The 19,629-nt window shown below is 38.5% G+C and carries 18 protein-coding genes and 1 pseudogene; 2 read left to right on the forward strand and 17 right to left on the reverse strand.

What is annotated here, in order from left to right; translation table 11 throughout:
* Positions 1 to 17: 17 nt before the first annotated feature.
* From panF to ABH966_RS05660, 3 genes are all read right to left on the reverse strand, one after another.
* On the reverse strand, positions 18 to 1,463 hold the full coding sequence (gene panF / locus ABH966_RS05650) for a sodium/pantothenate symporter (protein WP_370076558.1): 1,446 nt from the start codon (positions 1,461 to 1,463) through the stop codon (positions 18 to 20).
* Positions 1,463 to 1,726, reverse strand: coding sequence for a YhdT family protein (locus ABH966_RS05655; protein WP_370076560.1), 264 nt, complete (start codon positions 1,724 to 1,726; stop codon positions 1,463 to 1,465). The genes panF and ABH966_RS05655 overlap by 1 nt, the downstream gene beginning before the upstream one ends.
* Positions 1,727 to 1,995: 269 nt before the next feature.
* Complete coding sequence (locus ABH966_RS05660; RefSeq protein ID WP_370076562.1) at positions 1,996 to 3,690, reverse strand: methyl-accepting chemotaxis protein; 1,695 nt, start codon at positions 3,688 to 3,690, stop codon at positions 1,996 to 1,998.
* A gap of 443 nt (positions 3,691 to 4,133) precedes the next feature.
* On the opposite strand from ABH966_RS05660, the gene ABH966_RS05665 reads away from it, so the two are divergent.
* The gene (locus ABH966_RS05665) at positions 4,134 to 4,694 is read left to right on the forward strand and encodes an AAA family ATPase (RefSeq protein WP_370076564.1); all 561 of its coding nucleotides are present in this window, start codon (positions 4,134 to 4,136) and stop codon (positions 4,692 to 4,694) included.
* A gap of 75 nt (positions 4,695 to 4,769) precedes the next feature.
* Here ABH966_RS05665 and ABH966_RS05670 read toward each other — a convergent pair whose 3' ends face one another.
* The 12 genes and pseudogenes from ABH966_RS05670 to ABH966_RS05725 form a co-directional block, all read right to left on the reverse strand.
* Positions 4,770 to 5,627, reverse strand: a complete 858-nt coding sequence (locus ABH966_RS05670; RefSeq protein WP_370076566.1) for an MBL fold metallo-hydrolase — start codon at positions 5,625 to 5,627, stop codon at positions 4,770 to 4,772.
* A 19-nt stretch (positions 5,628 to 5,646) separates the two neighbouring features.
* Entirely contained in the window at positions 5,647 to 6,081 is a 435-nt protein-coding gene (locus ABH966_RS05675; protein ID WP_370076568.1) for a MarR family winged helix-turn-helix transcriptional regulator, read from the reverse strand.
* A gap of 620 nt (positions 6,082 to 6,701) precedes the next feature.
* Positions 6,702 to 7,090 (reverse strand): annotated as a pseudogene (locus tag ABH966_RS05680) (hypothetical protein).
* A 231-nt stretch (positions 7,091 to 7,321) separates the two neighbouring features.
* Complete coding sequence (locus tag ABH966_RS05685) at positions 7,322 to 8,788, reverse strand: class I adenylate-forming enzyme family protein (RefSeq protein ID WP_370076570.1); 1,467 nt, start codon at positions 8,786 to 8,788, stop codon at positions 7,322 to 7,324.
* 16 nt (positions 8,789 to 8,804) lie between these two features.
* The gene (gene fabG, locus ABH966_RS05690) at positions 8,805 to 9,536 is read right to left on the reverse strand and encodes a 3-oxoacyl-ACP reductase FabG (protein WP_370076572.1); all 732 of its coding nucleotides are present in this window, start codon (positions 9,534 to 9,536) and stop codon (positions 8,805 to 8,807) included.
* Positions 9,520 to 10,431, reverse strand: coding sequence for an intracellular short-chain-length polyhydroxyalkanoate depolymerase (gene phaZ / locus ABH966_RS05695; protein WP_370076574.1), 912 nt, complete (start codon positions 10,429 to 10,431; stop codon positions 9,520 to 9,522). Before phaZ ends, fabG begins: the two co-directional genes overlap by 17 nt.
* Before the next feature lie 12 nt (positions 10,432 to 10,443).
* Positions 10,444 to 11,448: a 3-oxoacyl-ACP synthase gene (locus tag ABH966_RS05700; protein WP_370076576.1), complete on the reverse strand. Its 1,005-nt coding sequence runs from the start codon at positions 11,446 to 11,448 to the stop codon at positions 10,444 to 10,446.
* On the reverse strand, positions 11,445 to 12,458 hold the full coding sequence (locus tag ABH966_RS05705) for a branched-chain amino acid ABC transporter permease (protein ID WP_370076678.1): 1,014 nt from the start codon (positions 12,456 to 12,458) through the stop codon (positions 11,445 to 11,447). The genes ABH966_RS05700 and ABH966_RS05705 overlap by 4 nt, the downstream gene beginning before the upstream one ends.
* Positions 12,459 to 12,460: 2 nt before the next feature.
* Positions 12,461 to 13,333, reverse strand: coding sequence for a branched-chain amino acid ABC transporter permease (locus ABH966_RS05710; protein ID WP_370076578.1), 873 nt, complete (start codon positions 13,331 to 13,333; stop codon positions 12,461 to 12,463).
* Between the two features lie 15 nt (positions 13,334 to 13,348).
* Entirely contained in the window at positions 13,349 to 14,056 is a 708-nt protein-coding gene (locus tag ABH966_RS05715; protein WP_370076580.1) for an ABC transporter ATP-binding protein, read from the reverse strand.
* On the reverse strand, positions 14,031 to 14,807 hold the full coding sequence (locus tag ABH966_RS05720; protein ID WP_370076582.1) for an ABC transporter ATP-binding protein: 777 nt from the start codon (positions 14,805 to 14,807) through the stop codon (positions 14,031 to 14,033). Before ABH966_RS05720 ends, ABH966_RS05715 begins: the two co-directional genes overlap by 26 nt.
* A gap of 90 nt (positions 14,808 to 14,897) precedes the next feature.
* Positions 14,898 to 16,139, reverse strand: a complete 1,242-nt coding sequence (locus ABH966_RS05725) for a substrate-binding domain-containing protein (protein WP_370076584.1) — start codon at positions 16,137 to 16,139, stop codon at positions 14,898 to 14,900.
* Positions 16,140 to 16,582: 443 nt separating this feature from the next.
* Between ABH966_RS05725 and ABH966_RS05730 the strand changes: the two genes are divergently transcribed.
* Positions 16,583 to 17,572: an aldo/keto reductase family protein gene (locus tag ABH966_RS05730; RefSeq protein WP_370076586.1), complete on the forward strand. Its 990-nt coding sequence runs from the start codon at positions 16,583 to 16,585 to the stop codon at positions 17,570 to 17,572.
* Positions 17,573 to 17,608: 36 nt separating this feature from the next.
* Here the strand turns inward: ABH966_RS05730 and ABH966_RS05735 are convergent, their stop codons facing one another.
* Both ABH966_RS05735 and ABH966_RS05740 read right to left on the reverse strand, forming a co-directional pair.
* Positions 17,609 to 18,508 (reverse strand): LysR substrate-binding domain-containing protein, encoded by a 900-nt coding sequence (locus ABH966_RS05735; RefSeq protein ID WP_370076680.1) that lies wholly within the window; start codon positions 18,506 to 18,508, stop codon positions 17,609 to 17,611.
* A 119-nt stretch (positions 18,509 to 18,627) separates the two neighbouring features.
* Positions 18,628 to 19,446 (reverse strand): alpha/beta fold hydrolase, encoded by an 819-nt coding sequence (locus ABH966_RS05740; RefSeq protein ID WP_370076588.1) that lies wholly within the window; start codon positions 19,444 to 19,446, stop codon positions 18,628 to 18,630.
* Positions 19,447 to 19,629 lie beyond the last annotated feature (183 nt).

Consider the following 19,629-nt stretch of genomic DNA (forward strand, 5'->3'; position numbering starts at 1 on the left):
CTACGGCGTTCTCTAATTTAAATAAACAACTTTTCATCTTTAAATTTATGACTTGTTAATAAACTAACAATAACAAATATCAATAATGAAGCGACTATTGGAATTGTCACAGTATGCATGCCAAAGACAGAAGGATAAAAACGATCAATGATAATATAAAGGATCATACCCGAAATCATTGACGCAATCGCACCATACTTATTGGCCTTTTTCCAATATAGTCCTAGTACGACGGTCCAAATAAAGACTGCCTCAAGTCCGCCAAAAGCAAATAAATTAAGCCAAACTAATAAATCTGGTGGATTAAGTGCAAAAACGACGACGGCTAAACCAATCACTGCTGTAACAATAAAACTCGCACGCTTAATTTCCGTATCATTCGCTGTTGGTTTTATATAATTTAAGTAAATATCTTTCACTACTGTAGAGCTTACAAGCATAAGTAGCGCGTTGACTGTAGACATCGTTGCTGCCATGGGTGCTGCTAAAACAATGCCAGCTAAAAATGGCGGCAAAACCTTTAACGTCAGCAGCGGCATTACTTTATCACCAATCTCAATACCTGGTATTACTGGACGTGCTAAAACACCAATTAGATGCATCCCAAACATAATTGTCCCAATGGCAATAGTGCCAATGATAATGGCTAAATGCATGCTTCTTGAATCTTTATAGCTCATAGCACGAACTGCGATTTGTGGAAGCCCCACAACTCCGACACCTATCAAAATCCAAAATGTAGAAACGTATAATGGCGTTAATTCACCTTCTGCTCCAAATGGAGACACAAGATTCGGATTCTCAGCGACAAGTGAGGTCATAATATTATCGATTCCTCCACCAGCGATGATTGTCCCAATTAATAAAATAATCGTTCCAATGACCATAATCGAGCCTTGCACAGTATCCGTCAATGCAACCGCACGGAAGCCCCCAATAATAACATAAACCAATACGGAAATCGCAAAAATAAAGAGTGCAATTGTGTAGTTTAAGCCAGTTAATGATTCAATTAATCGAGCACCACCTACCCATTGTGCCATCATTGCAGAAAATAAAAAGATGATGATGCTAATGGCTGATAGGATGACAATGGCATGACTCTTATAGCGTTCTCGTAAAAAGTCTATTAACGTGATGGCTTGATAACGTCTTGCGATAATAGCAAATTTCTTCCCTAAAATCATTAAAACAAAATAACCTGCAGGAAGCTGCGCCATCGCCAGTAATACCCAGCCAAGCCCTTTCGTGTAAGCAACGCCTGGACCACCAATAAAGCTACTTGCACTACCGTACGTAGCAATCATTGTCATCGCAAGGATGAAGCCGCCCATTTCACGACCACCAAGGAAGTATTCCTGTAAAAATGAATCGGAAGAGCGTATATGCTTATTTGACCATATCCCAATACCAAAGATGATTACTAAAAATAATAACAGTGGAAAAATAACTTGCCAGTGCATTATTGATCCACCTCCTCATCGTCAAATGGTACCTCTTTGAAAAAGAGTTTCATGACGACCCAGATTAAAATAATCATAAAGCATGTCCCTGCAATACAGCTATAGAAAAACCATGCAGGGAAACCGAATACATACGTATAGCTTGTTGGATCACCAGAGCCTAGTCCATAGGCAAAGCCAAACCAAATCGCAAAGTTGACGATAACAAGCCCGATACCGATAAGCGCCTCTCGATGCGCAATTTTAAAGCGTTGATCTTTCAAAATATAGTCCCCCTAACCTACTCTATTTTACTGATATGTTCGTATTATGGGAACCTTTGTGTAGAAATAAATTTCTTATATGTGCTCTGCATCTCAGCTTCCTCCTCATTTTATATTCCTTGCATCCAACTTTAACATAAAATCCCATACAACTAAAAAACACTCCTTTTTAGGAGTGTTCGTTTAGTGTATTTGCTGGATTAATTTTTTTCTTTTTAGGTACTTGTTCGTCCCCAAGGTAAACCCGTTAGGACCCAAGCGTTTTTCAACTAATATTGGAATTTCTTTAGTAAGCCTTGCAACTCGTCTGCCTGTTGTGCCATCTCTTTGGCAGAAGAAGCCATATTATCTATGAAAGCTAATTGCTCCTCCGCTGTTAACGTAACGTGGTCGGTGCTTTCAGTTGCCTTGTTTGCAATGCGCGCCATTGCTTCTGTTGAGGCAGTAACTTCTTCAACACTTGCGGACATTTGCTCCGTCACAGCAGAGATGTCATGCAACTGTGTACTAACCCCCTTAATCGACTGCATGATTTTATGGAAGGCTAGCTTTGTATCATCGACAACATCCATACCTGCGGCAGCTTCTTTCGAGTTACTAGAAATAGCCGTAATAACATTGGCCGTGTCATTTTGAATTGAATGAATAAGTGATGCTATTTGGTCAGCAGATTCCTTTGATTGTTCTGCTAATTTACGAACCTCATCCGCAACGACAGCAAAGCCTTTTCCTTGCTCACCCGCACGAGCCGCTTCAATGGCAGCATTCAAGGCAAGCAAATTCGTTTGATCGGCGATGCTTGTAATCACATCAACGATATTGCCAATTTGCTGTGACTGATCACCTAATATTCGCACCTGCGCCTCTACATGGTCGGATGATTCATTAATAATTGTCATTTGATTCAATACACGATTCAAAGAGTCATTTCCTTGAGCAGCCTCATCACTCATTAAATCAGCAGCATCTGAAACCGTTGAAGCGGTTTCAGCAACTTGTTGGATGCCAATCGCCATTTCCTGCATGGCCGTTAAGCTATCACTAGTGCTATGTAATGTTGTTCTTGAACCATCGGCTAAATCTTGAAGTGTTGAAGTTAGCTGTCTCGTCATATCCGCCGTTTGCTGTGATTTAGATGTTAAGCCATCAGACGATACATCAACTTGTTTAGAGGATTGTGCTATTTGTTGCATGACTACCTTTAAGCTTGTCAGCATTTTATTAAACGATTGCGCAAGCTCACCTGCTTCATCTTTGGAATTAATTTGTAGCTGTTTTGTTAAATCTCCCTCTCCATCCGCAATATCTCGAAGTTGAGCATTCATTTCACGAAGCGGCTTCACAAATGCTCTTGTAAAGAGGAAGCTACCTAATATAGCAATGACAGCTCCGATGAACAATACAATGAGAAGCTTGCCGATAAATGCAAAAATAATAGCATTCACTTCATCGATCGTTTCACCGACAAACCACATCCCAATGATGTCTCCATTTGCATCTTTAATAGGTGCATAGAGTGTTAAGTATTTCGTTCCTACTACATCTGCCTCACCAATAAAGGTTTCCCCTTTAGTCATTACATTTTCAACGACTTTTGGATCAGCATCTTTGCCAACTAAACGTTCGCCATTTAGCTTTAGATTAGTAATAAGCCCTTTTGAGCCTTGGAAAATGGTTACACCACCATCGATGCTTTCTCCAACCTCATCAACAAAGGCTTCCTGATCAACTATTTTTGAATCCCCTTTGTAAAGTTCCCCATCTTTAATAGTCCAATCTCCCTTAAATCGTTCTTCTAGAAGCGCATAGCCGACCTTTGAAATATGGCTTACACTCTGCTCAAAATTATTAAGCATAATTTGCTTCACTTGTATATGGGATACAAATCCAATCATAATGCTTAAAAACAGGATAACTCCCACTAATAGCAAATTAAATTTGGTACTAATTTTAAAAGTGCGCAAATAATTTTTCTCTCCTTTCTCATATTTAACAGGAATATTATGTATAAAATGTAATCCATTTTTATTAAACATTATTCTGTAAATAGTTTCAATACATTATCAATAAATTAACAATTTTAATATAAATGAGCTGTTAGTGAGCAGTGGCAATAGGAAAGACAATAATTCTCTAATATTTGTTGAATAACAATTTATTAAAACATGTTTCTGTCGCTCCATCTTTCGCACAGAAAAAATACTCTCCGTTCATAGTTTCGCCTTCCGATAAGCTTTTCTCTACGACGAAAGTTAGGATTATATTTTCCTCATCAACACGCCCGAAGCTTTCGACATTCCCAAAGAGGATCTTGAAATTTATGTTAATATATCTATATATGGTTTTTATATCTAAATACACATAAAAAGATATTATATGGATAAGTTGATTGGAGAGGAGAGAGATTATGAAACTTGTTTTAATATTCGGTCCTCAAGCAGTTGGGAAAATGACTGTTGGACAGGAATTAGCTAAAATAACGGATTTAAAGCTTTTTCATAACCATATGACGATCGATTTAGTTAGTCATTTTTTTAGTTATGGTACGACTGAAGGAAAAAGATTAGTTAATTTGTTTCGTCAGGAAATATTTGAAGAGGTATCGAAAAGTAATTTGTATGGTTTAATTTTTACTTATGTCTGGGCTTTTGATATGCAGGAGGATTGGGATTATGTCGACGACCTTGCAAAGCTTTTTGAATCTAGAGGAGGTACTGTTTATTTTGTAGAACTTGAAGCTGATGTAGTAGAAAGATTGGAACGAAATAAAAGTGGTAATCGACTTGAGCATAAACCTTCGAAAAGAGATATCGAATGGTCTGAAAAAGATTTGAAAAGCTCGATGGAAAAATACAGATTAAATTCCTTAGAGGGCGAATTAAATTATGCAAATTATCTCAAGATCAACAACACAAACTTGAGTGCCAAAGAAGTTGCTTTGAGCATTAAGGAAGCATTTCATTTATAGGATTGAAAAACGCCTGGATCTCCAAGCGTTTTTTTCGGTTCTATAATGGAACTACATACCGCTTACAACTTTATTTTAATCAACTGATAATCCGTTAATAAAACAATATACGATTTCTTCTTCTAACTGACTTAATTTACGATTTAGTTGAGTAGATAGTTCATTAACCAAATTCGAGTGGTTTCTTTGATGTTTTTCTGTTAAGTCACAAATCAACTTCAACAACATGATATACCCCATAAAATCCTCTTTAGATAATGGGGGTTCATGCGAAAGTACATAAATTTCGGCATCGAACATTTCAATGATTTCTAAGAGATGTCTAACATTTTCAATTTTATATTGTGGTTGTTGTGTGTAAATACTTGGATACAAGCAATCCCCTAAGAAAAGTACTTTTTCTTCCTCTACAAAAATAAGTGATGAGTCATAAGAGTGATCTCCACCTACATGTTTGACTATACACCGAATACCACCTAATTCAATCTCATATTTATCTTTAAAAGTAATATTAGGTAAAGTGATGGTAATATTTCTGTCTTCTCCATATTCTTTCTTTATCATGTCGGAGCAAAACTGATTCTCTAGGCCTTTTTCGACACGATTATCTAAAGCTTCATCTGACCAATCATAGTTCATCATTTTTTCAAGATGCATTTTTGTATTTTCATGTGCTATGGTTACTAGATTCATCTGATTTGTTCCAAAGCTATGATCCCAATGCCAATGTGTTAATACTACAGAATGAAAATTATTAATTTGATATTGATCTAGTTCACCAAGAAATAACTTAGCATGTTTATTAGAATTTCCTGCATCTACAATTAATGTTTGGTGATTCCCGCATATGGCGGACAGTATTGGTCGATCTGTTTCAGAATCATGCGGTAAATAATGTATACGATTGGTTAGTTGTTTCAAATTTTTCTCCATTATCTTAACTCCCTTTGTTTTAATTAGTTCCGACAATCCTATTTAATGTATCAAGAACATTTTTTAACTCTGTTAAGCTAACTTTCGAATAATATTTTTCCACAAGAATGGCGTCAATTTTATTTAGAAGCTGATGAAACTCTTGACCTCTATCCCCCAGATAAATAAAGGTCTCTCTACGGTTTATTGAATTCTCTTGACGATAGATCATTTTCATTTCTTCTAACTTTGAAATTACTTGGCTAACCGCACTTTTTGAAATACCAAAATGATTTGCAATATCATTCGCAATTACGGGCTCATTGCGAATGATATAAAACATTATAATTTCTTGTTGAGGGGTTAAGTGAAAGTTCTCTAATTCCTCAACCTCCTTGGTTTCTTGTAAAACTAACAACTTGAACTGCTCAAACTTTTGATTGATTTTGTCTATCATTGTTAAATAATCGTGCACAGATTTATCAGCCCCAATTCATCTTTAGTTAAGTTCAGTTTACTTAACTATTATTCGTTTGTCAATTATTGTATGCGCTTATTAAAGATGGAAATCGTTCTTTTCCCCTAGATATTATTTTTGCATAGCCACTGCTCACTAACAGCTCATTTATATTAAAAATAGTAAAGGTTGTTAGTGAGCAGTGGGAAGACAGTAAATTCACAACGTAGGGTTGATTTCCGTTCCGACTGGGTGCTTTCCTGGGGGCATCGGGGCAACAAATTTTTTTTGCGCGAAAGCAAAGCGGCAGTATATGTTCTTCAAAAGGATTACTATGATTTCTTACTAAAGCTCCCGATACTCTATTTAGTTAGATAAGTTATTTAATCAATTATGCCTCGGCATAATTGCGTCCGGAATCGGCTTTGTGCTTAGGCCTGCAGATGTTTTTTGTGCGAAAGCGCAGTGCTAACGTAGCGGCAGCAAAAGGGTTTTATCTGCGCGAAAGCGAAGCGGCAGCAGCAACAACATGTTGCAGGTCAGTTTGCCGTTATCGCATGGATGCGATGATCTTAGGCTAACATCCTCTAAGAACTCCTTTCCGATTCCGTGACATTCGCCGGAGGCTTTAACTTCTTTCAGCGGGTGCTCGGACACCTGCTGAAAGAAGTTAAATGCTCATCAATCCCTTGAACAGCTAGTTCCAACGCTTTAATTCTTCTTTCTAAAAGCGTTCTTTGGGGACTACCAACCTTTGACTTCATATATATGTTCTCAATTGATGGTAATAAACCAGCGAGAACATTGCGCGCTTCTGCTAAATCTTCCTGGTTATAATGATGAGGGCTTTGATTCCAAACGTTTTCTAACATTGCTAAACCAATGCAAACAGCTTTGAGTCGTTTCTTTACTAAGGTAGTATTTGCGCCTTTCTGGGTCATCTGTGACAGGGCACTTTCGAGTTTTCTAGTGTCGATTGTAAAGATTTTATTGATTCCAATTTTTCTACATTTGATACGTTTTCCATAATAGTACTGCCCTCTCTTCGTTTCTGAAATATATTCTTTAATACTGAAAATCGTTAAAAATCTGATTTCACTCGCAATATTTTATCATAATTACACAGGGGATTTTCAACAATCTGGCCCAATTGAATAGCCTCTTCTATCCGTTTATTTCCAGGGGTATTATTCCTTCCTCAAGGAGACATTTCATTTATTGAACCCCAAAAAACGCCTAGATCTCCAAGCGTTCTTTGTTAATTCGCGGCTTTCGCATACATTTGCAATGCTTTTTTATCAATCTTTCCAACACTTGTTTTTGGCAATTCATCGATGAACATAATCTTTTTGGGAATTTTGTAACGACCTAGATGCTTGCTACAGATTTCTTTGATTTCTTCTAGTACAGTATCTTGCTTATCCTGGCAAACGATAACTGCTGCCACGATTTCTCCCCAATAATCATCCGCCACTCCAATTACCGCAACCTCTTGCACTAGCTGATGGCGTAAAATACATTGCTCTACTTCCTGGGGATAAACATTTTCTCCACCAGAAATAATCATCTCTTTACTGCGACCGACAATATAAAAGTCACCATCTTCATCCATTAGTGCTAAATCGCCGGTTTTTAACCACCCATCTTGAATGATTTTTTCAGTCTCCTGCTGATTATTCCAGTAAAAGCGAAACATATGCTTTCCTCTAACCATTAGCTCTCCAACAACGTTTGCCGCACAGCTTTCTCCTGCACTATTGATAATTTTCGCTTCATTGAATTGCATGCTCTTCCCCACGGCACCTTTTTTTAAATAGGCGGTCTCCCTAGAAATATAAAAATTATTTGGCCCCGCTTCTGTTAAACCATAGCCCTCTTTAAAAAATAATCCCTTCTTAAAAAATGCGTCATATATCGGATACGGGCATGGTGCGCCCCCTGATAAAAAAACTTTCACTGCAGGGAAACTACTGTTCTTAAAGTAATCCGTCGCAATCATCGCTTGGTACATTGTTGGCACAAAAAGCGAAATCGTTGTCTTATACTGATTAATTGCCTGAAGAGCTTTTTCTGCCTCAAACTTATCACCAATTACAACTGTACCGCCAGCCATTAGCAGCGGTATACATAAGGCATTCAAACCTCCTGTATGAAACAACGGCATATAATTTAACGTACAATCACTATCACTCAAGCCCCAACTAATAATTGTATTTATAGCATTCCAATTCACAGAATTAAAGGATAGTACAACACCCTTTGCCTTGCCAGTTGTGCCCCCTGTATAAATCATTAACCACGGATCATTAAGGTCTAGTTCTCGAATGCTGAGAACTGCTTCTTCACTAGTTAAACGAAGAGAATGCATGTTTTCAAAAGACAAAGGGCAATTCATATCTTCATCGTAAAGCAGTAAAGAAGGCGTAGCATCCGTCAAAATATCATGCAATTCCTTTTTACTCATACGCCAATTCAATGGCACGTAGATAAGACCTCTTAATCCGCAGGCGAATAAGACAGCAAAAAGCTGAATATGATTTTTCGCAAATACGGCTACACGACTTCCTCCCTGCAAATTTTGGCGCTCAAAAAAATGACTCCATTTTTTGATTTCCTCTGTTAATTGCTGATAAGTCCACTGTTCTTTAGTTTCTAGGTTCACCAATGCTAAACGTTCAGGTGTTAACGATGCACGTTTTAAAATCCAGGATTGCTCTACAAACATTTTGAAAGCCTCCTTATCACATCATAATTGCTCCATCCACATGAAGCGTGTGACCGTGGACATAGGAAGCCTCATCAGATGCTAAAAATAAATAAGCATTAGCAATATCTCTAGGTGTTCCTAATCTTTGCAGTGGCACGATGGAGCGCATTTGTGCAAGCACATTTTCTGGCATTTTTTTCACCATATCTGTTTCTGTAAAGCCAGGTGCCACCGCATTCACGTTGATACCTTTGCGCCCCAATTCCTTTGCCCATGATTTGGTCATGCCTACAATAGCCGCCTTTGTGGCAGCGTAATTTGTTTGGCCAACATTGCCATAGACACCGCTAACAGAGGATGTATTAATAATTTTGCCCCCACCGGCAGCAATCATATGTGGAATCACCTCTTGTGTGCAATGAAACACGCCAGTCAAATTCACATCAAGCACCTGGTGAAACTGCTCTTCCGTCATTTTTGTTAGCATTGCATCACGTGTAATACCTGCATTATTCACTAAAATATCAACTCGGCCCGTATGCTCTATAACCGTTGCCACTAGCTTCTTGACGCTTTCTCTATCCGCAACGTTTACTTGCACAAATAATGCCTGATCCCCTAATTGCTGGGCAGCTGAAATACCCGACTCTTCATTAAAATCTGCAATGACAACGAATGCACCTTCTTCAATAAATCGTTCAGCAGCAGCATAGCCAATCCCGTTTGCAGCTCCTGTAATAATGGCAACTTTATTGTTTAAACGCATAATTTTTACCTCCAATTTCTAAAAATGCTTCAATTTCAGTTGTAAGCTGTGATAAATCATCAATTAATGGGGAGTGACCGCAGTCTTTTAAGCTGACGAATTGTGCATTTGCACCTAAATCGAGCATTGTTTCGTCATTCATTCCTTCTGTTATGACATAATCATGATCTCCTCTTAACACTAAAACTGGAATGGTGATCTGTTGAACCTCATGAGTGCCTTTTGTGACCTCATGATCAACAGCACTTATATTAAAGATATTTAATGCATGATAAACTTCAGCGAGATTTCTTTGTGTCAGCATATCCTCCACATATGTCTGATAGTGTTCCGGGCTAGGCTGACTATGGGTGTATATAAGTGCGTTCCAGATCGACTGTAAGCCTTGCACATTTTTCAAATCGTAGAAGCCTTGTACTAATTTTGTTTTAGATGTATCGACAAGTACTTCTTCATAGGTAAATGCCCTCTTTAAGGCTGCTTGCTTGCCAGTACCTAAATCCGTGTAAAATGGATAGCCTCTCGTAGATGCCGATGCTAGTAAAATAAGCTGCTGACAATAGCCTGGATATTGAGCGACAAACTGCATACATACAGCTCCGCCCGTAGACCAGCCAATCATGTCAAAGTGTTTTAATTGAATGGCGTCCACAAAAAGCTTCACATCATCGCTAAAATCTTTAATCGCGGAAATTGGTTTATGATAAGATGAACCACCAAAACCTCGTAAATCTATCGCATAAATTGTATATTTTTCATCCAACGCATCGATTAGAACGTCCCAATGTTTGGAGGATGTCATATTGCCATGAATAAGTAATATAGCACGCTCTCCTCCTTGACGTTTACGATAAGCAATCGTTTCTCCATTTGATAGCTCAACGGTTTTTAACATCGCATTTCCCCCTTATCCCCATCGAATCGTAATAGCTCCCCATACATAGCCAATCCCTGCACTAACAAGTGTGACGATGTCTCCATCGTGGATACGGCCTTCATCTAACGCCAGCTGCAATGATAATATTTGGTCAATCTGTCCGATATGACCATACTCTCGTAAGTATATGGATTGCTCCTGCTGTAAGCCTAGTTCAGATAAAATATAGTCATGAGCAGATTTTTTCATGTGAAGCATCGCTAAATAACTAATATCCCCCTCAGTTAATCCACTTTTCGCCAAGGATGTTCGAATTACCTTCAAAAAATTGCTTAAAGATTTTTGCTCTAAGCGCTCCCTCATCCCTATTGGATCGATCACATCGAGCTGGTACAAATTATTTTCTAAATCATCAGGCGTCAAAGGTTTTTTTGTACCACCAACAGGCACGACTACATCCTCTGAGAACGAACCATCCGTCATAATATCTGCCTCTAATAAGTGATTCTTGTCATAGTCTTTTTGTAAAAGGATAGCGCCACCACCAGCTGCTAAATTGTACATAAAGCGTGTGCGAGGATTGCTATAATCGATAAAATCAACATTTCGATAGCCACCAGCTAGGAGGATAGTCTGAATGGAATCATCCGACGCCATTAAGCTTTTCGCTAGTTTTAGCGCCATAATGGTCGTGCCACATCTTAATTGCACATCGAATGCCCAAGCATTTACGGCCCCTAGCTCCTCCTGCATTTTTATAGAGGCAGTCCACAAGGGATACTCCTTATGCTCCTCTCCCATATAAATCACAACATTAATGTCCTTCGGGTCGATATGAGCCTTGCGTATTGCATCCTGTGCTGCCCATATCCCCATTTGAACCGTATGATCGCGCTCACCAGGAATAGGCTTTTCATAGATGCCCATTTTTTGTCGAATAATATCCTCTGGAATATTGGAAATCCTCGCAATCTCTTTAGATGTCATTTTAGTTTGTGGAATATAAATTCCTGTACTTACAATACCTACAGTCATTCAAATCGCTCCTTTTCCTGCGACGGGGCAACCGATGTTTGGCCTTTTTCCTTGTGCTTTAATCGCCATTTCCAAAACATCAGGCGCAGTGATCCAATAATTCCTTTTGGGAAAAAGATAACAGCTAAAATATAAAGAATACCAAAGAAGATAATCCAACGTTCAAATATTGGATAATTACGAGCTAACCCTGAAAGTGCATGCTGTGCATATTCAATAACAGCCGATCCTAGTAATGGTCCAACTAATGTGCCAACACCACCTATAATTGTCATTAATAATGCATCTAGCGTAATGTCCATTGTCATCACACTCGTATTGACAAATCGTAGTGACACAGCATATAAGGAACCTGCTAAGCTTGCAACGGTTCCTGCCACAATTGATGCAATCACTTTATAGTACAAGGTATTATAGCCTAATGATTTTGTTCGTTGTTCATTTTCCCGAACAGCAATTAATATTCGACCAGTTGGTGAGTTAACGAAACGATATAGCACAATAAAAATAACGACTAAGCATGCTAGCACGAAGAAATAAAACGTCATTCGATCTCTAAACATTTCGGGTGCTCTAAACGTAAAACCATCATTTCCATATGTAACAGAACGCCATTTTTCTGCTACTACTAAAAATAGCCCCGAAAATGATAATGTCAGCATCGCAAAGAAATGACTTTTTAATCGAAGTGTCAGTAATCCTACTAAGAAGCTGATGCACCCTGCTAGCACCATGCCGACTAAGATGGATAATAAAAATGTTGAAAGTGTTGGCTCCATTTGTTTCAGCATGACAGCCGTTGTGTAGGCACCTAAACCAAAAAACATCGCATGACCGAACGATACAATACCTGTATAGCCAAGGAGAATGTCATAACTCATCGCTAAAATACCGAAAATAAAAATTTGCGTTAATAAAATGATGAGCGTCCTTGAATCATTAACGAAAGGGAGAAGCACGAAAATAGCTAACACGAGGAAAAAGCATACATGCTGCATTGAAAGCCTCATCTTCATGTTGATCTCTCCTTTCTCATAGTAAATAAACCTTGTGGACGGAAAATTAAAACAATGGCCATTAAAATCATATTGACCGCAAGCGATAGTACTGGCACGTAATAAGCCATAAAGCTACCTGCTAAACCGACTAATATAGCTGCCAATAGTGAGCCCGAAAAACTACCCATTCCTCCGATTACAACAACGATAAAACCTAAGATTGCATACTCCATGCCCATTTCCGCATAGATGACACCTGAATACGGAGCCATCAACATGCCGCTAAGTGCTGCTAATGCCGCACCAACCATAAAGACATATAAAAATACTCGCTTTATATGAATGCCAAGTGCCTGTGCCATTTCTTTATCCTGTACACCCGCCCGAACGATAAGCCCAATCTTCGTTTTCTTAAGCATGTATTGAAAAATAGCGAAAATGATAAAACCTACAACAATAATAAATAATCGATATTTTATAATAATAACGTCTCCAATTTCCCAGCTGCCTGCTAAGTAGCTCGGTGTTTTCACTGCCACACCATTTGGACCAAAAACAACTTTAATCAACTCCTGTAGCACAAGCATCAGCCCTAATGTAATTAAAATTTGCTGAATATGATTGCCATACACAGGTGTGATAATTAATTTTTCAGTAATGAGTCCTAATAAAGCCCCTGTTACGACGGCACCTACAATGCCAATTAGAAAGCTCTCTGTGAACATATACGTAAAGATCCCAGCATAAGCCCCCCAAACGAATAAACCACCATGAGCAAAGTTCAAAACATCCATTAGTCCAAAAATCAACGTCAGACCTGCCGCTAGTAAAAAAATTAACATGCCAGTTGCCAGGCCATTAATGACTAAATTGACGAATAGCTCCAATAAAGTACACCACCTTTATCCGATTCCAAGATATTTTCTTTTTAATTCTTCATGATGGATAAGATCCTGCATGTTACCCGAGTGAACTGTTCTGCCATCATCAATCAATGTATACGTATCACCAATTCGGCTCGCCATCAGAAAGTTCTGCTCAACAAGAATGATGGACGTTTGCTTTTTCATTTCAACGATGGCCTCCATTACTTTCTCTACCACTATGGGCGCCAGTCCTTTAGATGGCTCATCAATCAACATTAACTTACTATCATTGATAAATGCCCTTGCCATGGACAGCATTTGTTTTTGACCACCTGAAAGATGTCCGCCAGACTTCTTCCAAAATTTCTTCAGATCAGGAAACAGCTCCAGCACATAATTTTGTCGCTCGAAAGTAGCCGTATCTTCTTTACGCATGGCCACTTTCATATTTTCCTCAACTGTTAAATCTGCAAAAATCCCTTGGTTTTCAGGTACATAACCTATTCCTAATTTTGCAACTTTATAGGTCGGGCTTTTTTTAATAGAATGTGAGCGAAATTCCACCTCGCCCTTTGAGGCAGGTGTTAACCCCATAATCGTTTTTAAAGTGGTCGTTTTACCCGCTCCATTTCTACCAAGCAGTACACTTACTTGCCCCTCCATGGCCTCAAAATTGACTCCCTGCAAAATATGGTATTGACCGATATATGTTTGGACATCATTCAATTTCAGTAAGGTGTTCATTGTACAGACCTCCTAAATATGCATTTTGTACGGTTTCGTTTTTCATGATGTCCCCTGGTGTTCCATCCGCAAGAAGCTGGCCGTTAAATAGCACCATAATCGAGTCCGACAAATCTAAAATCATATCCATTTTGTGCTCAATGAGCAGAATAGTTTTATCGCCTTGATTTTTAATAGTGCGAATCACCTCTAAAATCGTTGGCACCTCCTCTAAGGACATGCCTGCCGTTGGTTCATCAAGTAAAAGGATTTCCGTATCAAGTGCTAACAGCATAGCAATCTCAAGCTTTCTCTTTTCCCCATGGGACAGCATTGTCGTTAGAGCATCTCTTTTATTGTCAAGCAAGACAAGTGTTAATAGCTCCTCAGCTTTTTCGGTAATCGCCTTATAGCTTTTGTAATGGCGAAATAATTGGTAACGAACTTTCTCCTTGGATTGCACAGCTAAACGGACATTCTCTAAAACTGTCAAGTTCGGGAAAACATTCGTAATTTGAAAAGAACGCCCGAGACCCATTCGTGTTCTTTCAATTGCTGATTTTTTCGCAAGTGACTGTCCTTTAAAATAGACATCCCCGGCAGTCGGCTTTAATTCTCCACTAAGCAAATTAAAGAAGGTTGTTTTTCCAGCTCCATTAGGTCCAATAATTGATTTCAAATGCTTTTCCGGCATATTAAAATTCACCTGGTCGACAGCTGTGTGTCCGCCAAAACGAATAGTTAAGTTTTCTGTTCGTAAAATAGGTTCCATCGTATTCTCCTTTCTAGTACTTCTATCTCTCTTCACCCATTCTCATTTGAAAGTGGGTGAAGAGAGACAGAAAATATCTGTCTCGTAATTTCACTTATTCATGATTGGAGGTGCCGTTTCTTCAGGGCTAAGCTCACGAATTAGCACTGGTACTGGATAATCTACACCATCTTGTTTTTCTAAACGGATCGAATACATCGACTGTAATGCTTGATGATCTTCTTTTCGGAAAGTCATCGTTCCTTTTGGTGTTTCAAATGACATTCCTTCCATAATGCCGATAAGTTTTTCCGCATCTGTATCGCCATTTGATTTTTTCAGCGCATCAACAATAGAGATGGCTGCAGACATGCCTCCTGGCGTAAATAAATCCGGAACTTCATTGAAGCGTTTTTGATGTTCCTCCACTAACCATTTATTGACATCATTTTGTGGTAACGTATGATAATAAACAGAGAACCCTTCCATACCAATTAATGGATTCATAAGTTTTAATGCAATAATATCTGGTGCACCCGTTGAAATTTTAATGCCCTTTTCTTGAATTTTTAAATCTGCAATTTGATTCCACGGCGAGTTTGCTCCAGCCCATACGACAAATAAATAATCTGGTTTTGCAGCAATTACTTTTTGCAAATTAGACGTAAAATCAGTTGCTGCTGGATCTGCATATTCCTCTAAAACAATTTCTGCGCCTAGCTTTTCTGCAGCTGTCTTAAATGCCTTTACCCCGTCCCAGCCAAAAGAATAATCCGGTGCAAACGTTGCGATTTTAACACCTTTTCCCGCAATCGCCGCCGCTGCAGCATAAGCATCCTGAGAAGAATTTCGACCTGTACGGAAAATATATTTATTAAATTCTGAGCCCGTAATGCTATCCGCTACTGCAGGCTCCACCACCATAATTTTTTGATATTCTTCCGCAAGTGGTAGTACAGCGAGCGTATCACCTGAGCTAGAGGAACCAACTAAAAAATCAACCTTGTCATCTTCTAATAGCTTTGTCGCTTTTTGTACTGCAACCTCAGGCTTTGTTTCTGTATCTTCATAGACAATTTCTATTTTCTTACCGTTAACCTCCATCGTACCGCCTGTAGCATAATCAATTCCTAATTCAAATCCATGCTGTGTTTGTTTCCCATACGACTCAAGGGCACCCGTCAATGACGCAAGCATACCGATTTTAATAGTGCCCCCTTCCTCAGCTGTACCTTTTGTATCATCCTCCGAAGCCTTACCCCCACTTGAACTATCCTTCGACCCCTCTGAATTACATGCCACCATTAACATTGTCAGCATCAATAAAAGCATAATTAACCAATGCTTCTTCATCCCAAAACCCCTTTCATCATGAACTAAAATAGAAAGCGTTTTCGTTGCTATGTAAACACTATATAAAACATCAGTTACAAATTAGTTACAAGATAGTTGGGTCAGTTTATTGAGCCAACTATCTCTGCAGCGAAGTGCAACGACAGCGACAAAAATCTTTAAATGAGCTCCCTTTTTAGGTGGGTGAAAGTTTTTTTCCGGGGATGAGAGATTTATCGGAATAAATTCGTGTTTTATCGGAACAATTTCAGGTTTTATCGGAATGTTTCATCGATTTATCGGAACATTTTAGAAAATACAGTGTAAGCTGCCACTTTTTCTGCAACAACAGCAAAACAGTTTTATTATATAAAATTCATATTAATTCATTAGTAATAATATATTATCCATATTGAAATCTGGTTTTTATAATGAAGATAGCACTTTTAAAGGGAGGGTCTAGAATGGAGTTTAGTAAACTTGGCAATAGCGGATTGACAATAAGCAAGATAGCATACGGAAACTGGATAAATCATGGGGGTAAAGTAGATGAGGATACTGCAAAAGAGTGTGTTAAAGCAGCACTAGATGTCGGTATAACTACATTCGATACTGCTGATGTTTATTCAGAAACTAAAGCTGAAGAAATACTCGGCAGGTCTTTACAAGGTATTCGCCGGGAGAGCATTGAACTATGTACAAAGGTGTGCCATCCGACTGGGAATGGGCAAAACGATAAAGGTTTATCACGAAAACATATTCTAGAAAATTGTCATGCATCTTTGCGTCGGTTACAAACAGACTATATAGATGTCTATTATGCACACAGGTATGACCCAACTACTCCACTTGAAGAAACGATGTTAGCTTTCGCAGATCTTGTAAGACAAGGTAAAGTGCTTTATATTGGTGTAAGTGAGTGGACAGCAGAACAAATCACCCGTGGTGCAGCACTTTCACGGGAATTGAAAATTCCGTTCATCGCAAGCCAACCCCAGTATTCAATGTTGTGGAGAGTTATCGAAAGCGATATTATACCAACCTGTCAACGTGAGGGACTTGGGCAAGTAGTATGGTCGCCTTTAGCACAAGGTGTTCTCACTGGAAAATATCTACCCCAAAAACCGGTACCAGCCCAATCACGTGCTAATTCTCCGGCTGGCAAACCATTCTTTAATAAACTTGCACAACGTTGGATGAACGACAATGTGCTCACTGCTATTCAGAAGCTTAAACCCATCGCACAAGAGATTGATCTTACCCTCGCTCAACTCGCAGTAGCTTGGGTACTACAAAACCAGAACGTTTCCTCAGCAATTATCGGTGCCTCGAGCCCAGAACAGGTAAGAGAGAATGCGCTCGCTTCAGGTATCAAACTAGACATTGAAATTATGAATCAGATTGACAAAGTATTAGAAGGTTTCGTTGAGTACGACCCGAGTAAAACAGGTTAATAATATTTTATTACCCATCCCCTTTAGGATGGGGTTTTATTTTTGGTGATCAAATTTTAAAATCGAATACATCTCTCTAACAACTGTTAAGAAATGATTAACTACTGCAGATTTTTCATCTTCTCTCCAACTAACATATAAATTTACTTTTGGTGTCGTCTCTTGGATTTTTTTATAGATAACCCCAGGATGTTTATAGCTTTCCACCGACGATGGAACGACAGAAACTCCCATTCCGGTTGCCACTAAATTAACAATCGTTTGCATTTGAATAGCTTCTTGGACAACATTTAAACTTACACCATGATCCCAAAAGTAGCTAATAATTAAATCATAAAAATTGGGACCCATATGACGCGGAAACAAAATAAATGGTTCATCAATTAACAATCGGAGTGGTATATCGGGCAATAAGGCGAAAGGATGATCTTGTTGTAAAACCAATTTTAAAGATTCTTCCGAACAAACTTCAGAAGAGAGAATTCCGTTGTTTTGTTTAGAACGAATAAATCCAATATGAATTTGTTTCTCATAAAGCGCTTTTAATTGCTGCTCCGTTGTCATTTCACGTAAAATAAGATGGATTTTAGGAAAGCGTTCTCGAAATTTATTAAGAACTTCTATAACAATTTCTGTGGAATCGACAAAACCAATAATTAAGCTCCCTATTTTCCCTTCAGCTGCGAGTTGTGTTTCTTTTATGGTTCTTTCTAACTGAAGCAGTGTTTGTTGAGATCCTTCTAAAAATATCTTCCCAGCATCCGTAAGTTCAACCGTTCTTTTCGTTCGATTAAAAAGTTGAACTCCCAATTCTACTTCTAATTTACGAATTTCTTGGCTTAAAGGAGGTTGCGCCATCCTCAGACGTTCTGCTGCACGACTAAAATTCAATTCTTCTGCCACCATTATGAAATATCGCATTTTCCTAATATCTATTTGCAACTATCCCTTCTACTAAATTCGATTCAGGACTTCTTTTAATATTGAACTCATTGGTGTCTTGTGAATTCTTCAATCGATCAATGGATTTCATTTTGTCTTTTTAAAAATGTATTTCAATCGTTAATTTCCACTGCCCGCTCCAACCATTCACTCATAAGATTCGTAAACAAATTTGCTTGTTCAATTTGCAAGTTATGCCCAGCCTTATCTAAAATGGTGAAGGCTGCTCTTGGGAATTTATCTAAAATAGCAAAAGCGTCCTTATAGCCAACCATGGAATCCTGTTTACCTAGCAAAAATAAGCAAGGTTTAGCAAATGAAATCTCATCTACAGGAAAAGAAAAACTATAGTTTTTTTGGATTTTTTCTAAAAATGCCACATCTGCTTTTTCTATACCTGCAAACACTTCATTTGTGTAACGCTGACAATTATATTCATCTAAAACAACTAGATGCGAGCTAAAATCTTCTAGCTCCTGTTTCGTTAGTGTCGATAAAAAGTCTTTATCCGCCGAGACAACACTTTGTTCTGGCACAGTTCGACTTTGTTTATCTGGAATAATCAACGGACAAATAAACGCAGCCCCTAAAATTTGTTCATGATACTCTCTCATAATTCCACGGACTAAATATCCACCATAAGATTCTCCTACTAATAAATAACGTTCATTTGGTATTAATGAGTGAATTAGTTCTATAACAGCCTCGAGCATTTCATCTGAGTTATTGATCTTTTCGTAGTCTGTCGTCTTGCCCATTCCTGGAAGATCAATATAAATTCGTTTCCAGCCCTCCCTTTCTGCAAAAACAGGCTCCATACATCCCTTCATTAGTTGATGGTCTGGCGAATATCCATGGAGCATAACGATTGGTGTTCCGGTCCCAATTATTTCATAGTAAATATTCGCCTTACTTACCTTACAAAATGACATAGTAGTTCCTCCAAATATTATAAAAATTATTGATTAAAATACATAAATGTTCATCAAAAGTTGTTATGGCTTTTTCTTGTAGGTGCCGGTTGATTGGAGTGGAGACTGGGTGACTCCTTCGAGATTAGCGTCATTGATGATACCCTACTGCGAACCCGGGTCATCGGACGCTCCCAGCCAGTG

Source organism: Lysinibacillus sp. RC46, assembly GCF_041262385.1.
In the GTDB taxonomy this organism is placed as follows: domain Bacteria; phylum Bacillota; class Bacilli; order Bacillales_A; family Planococcaceae; genus Lysinibacillus.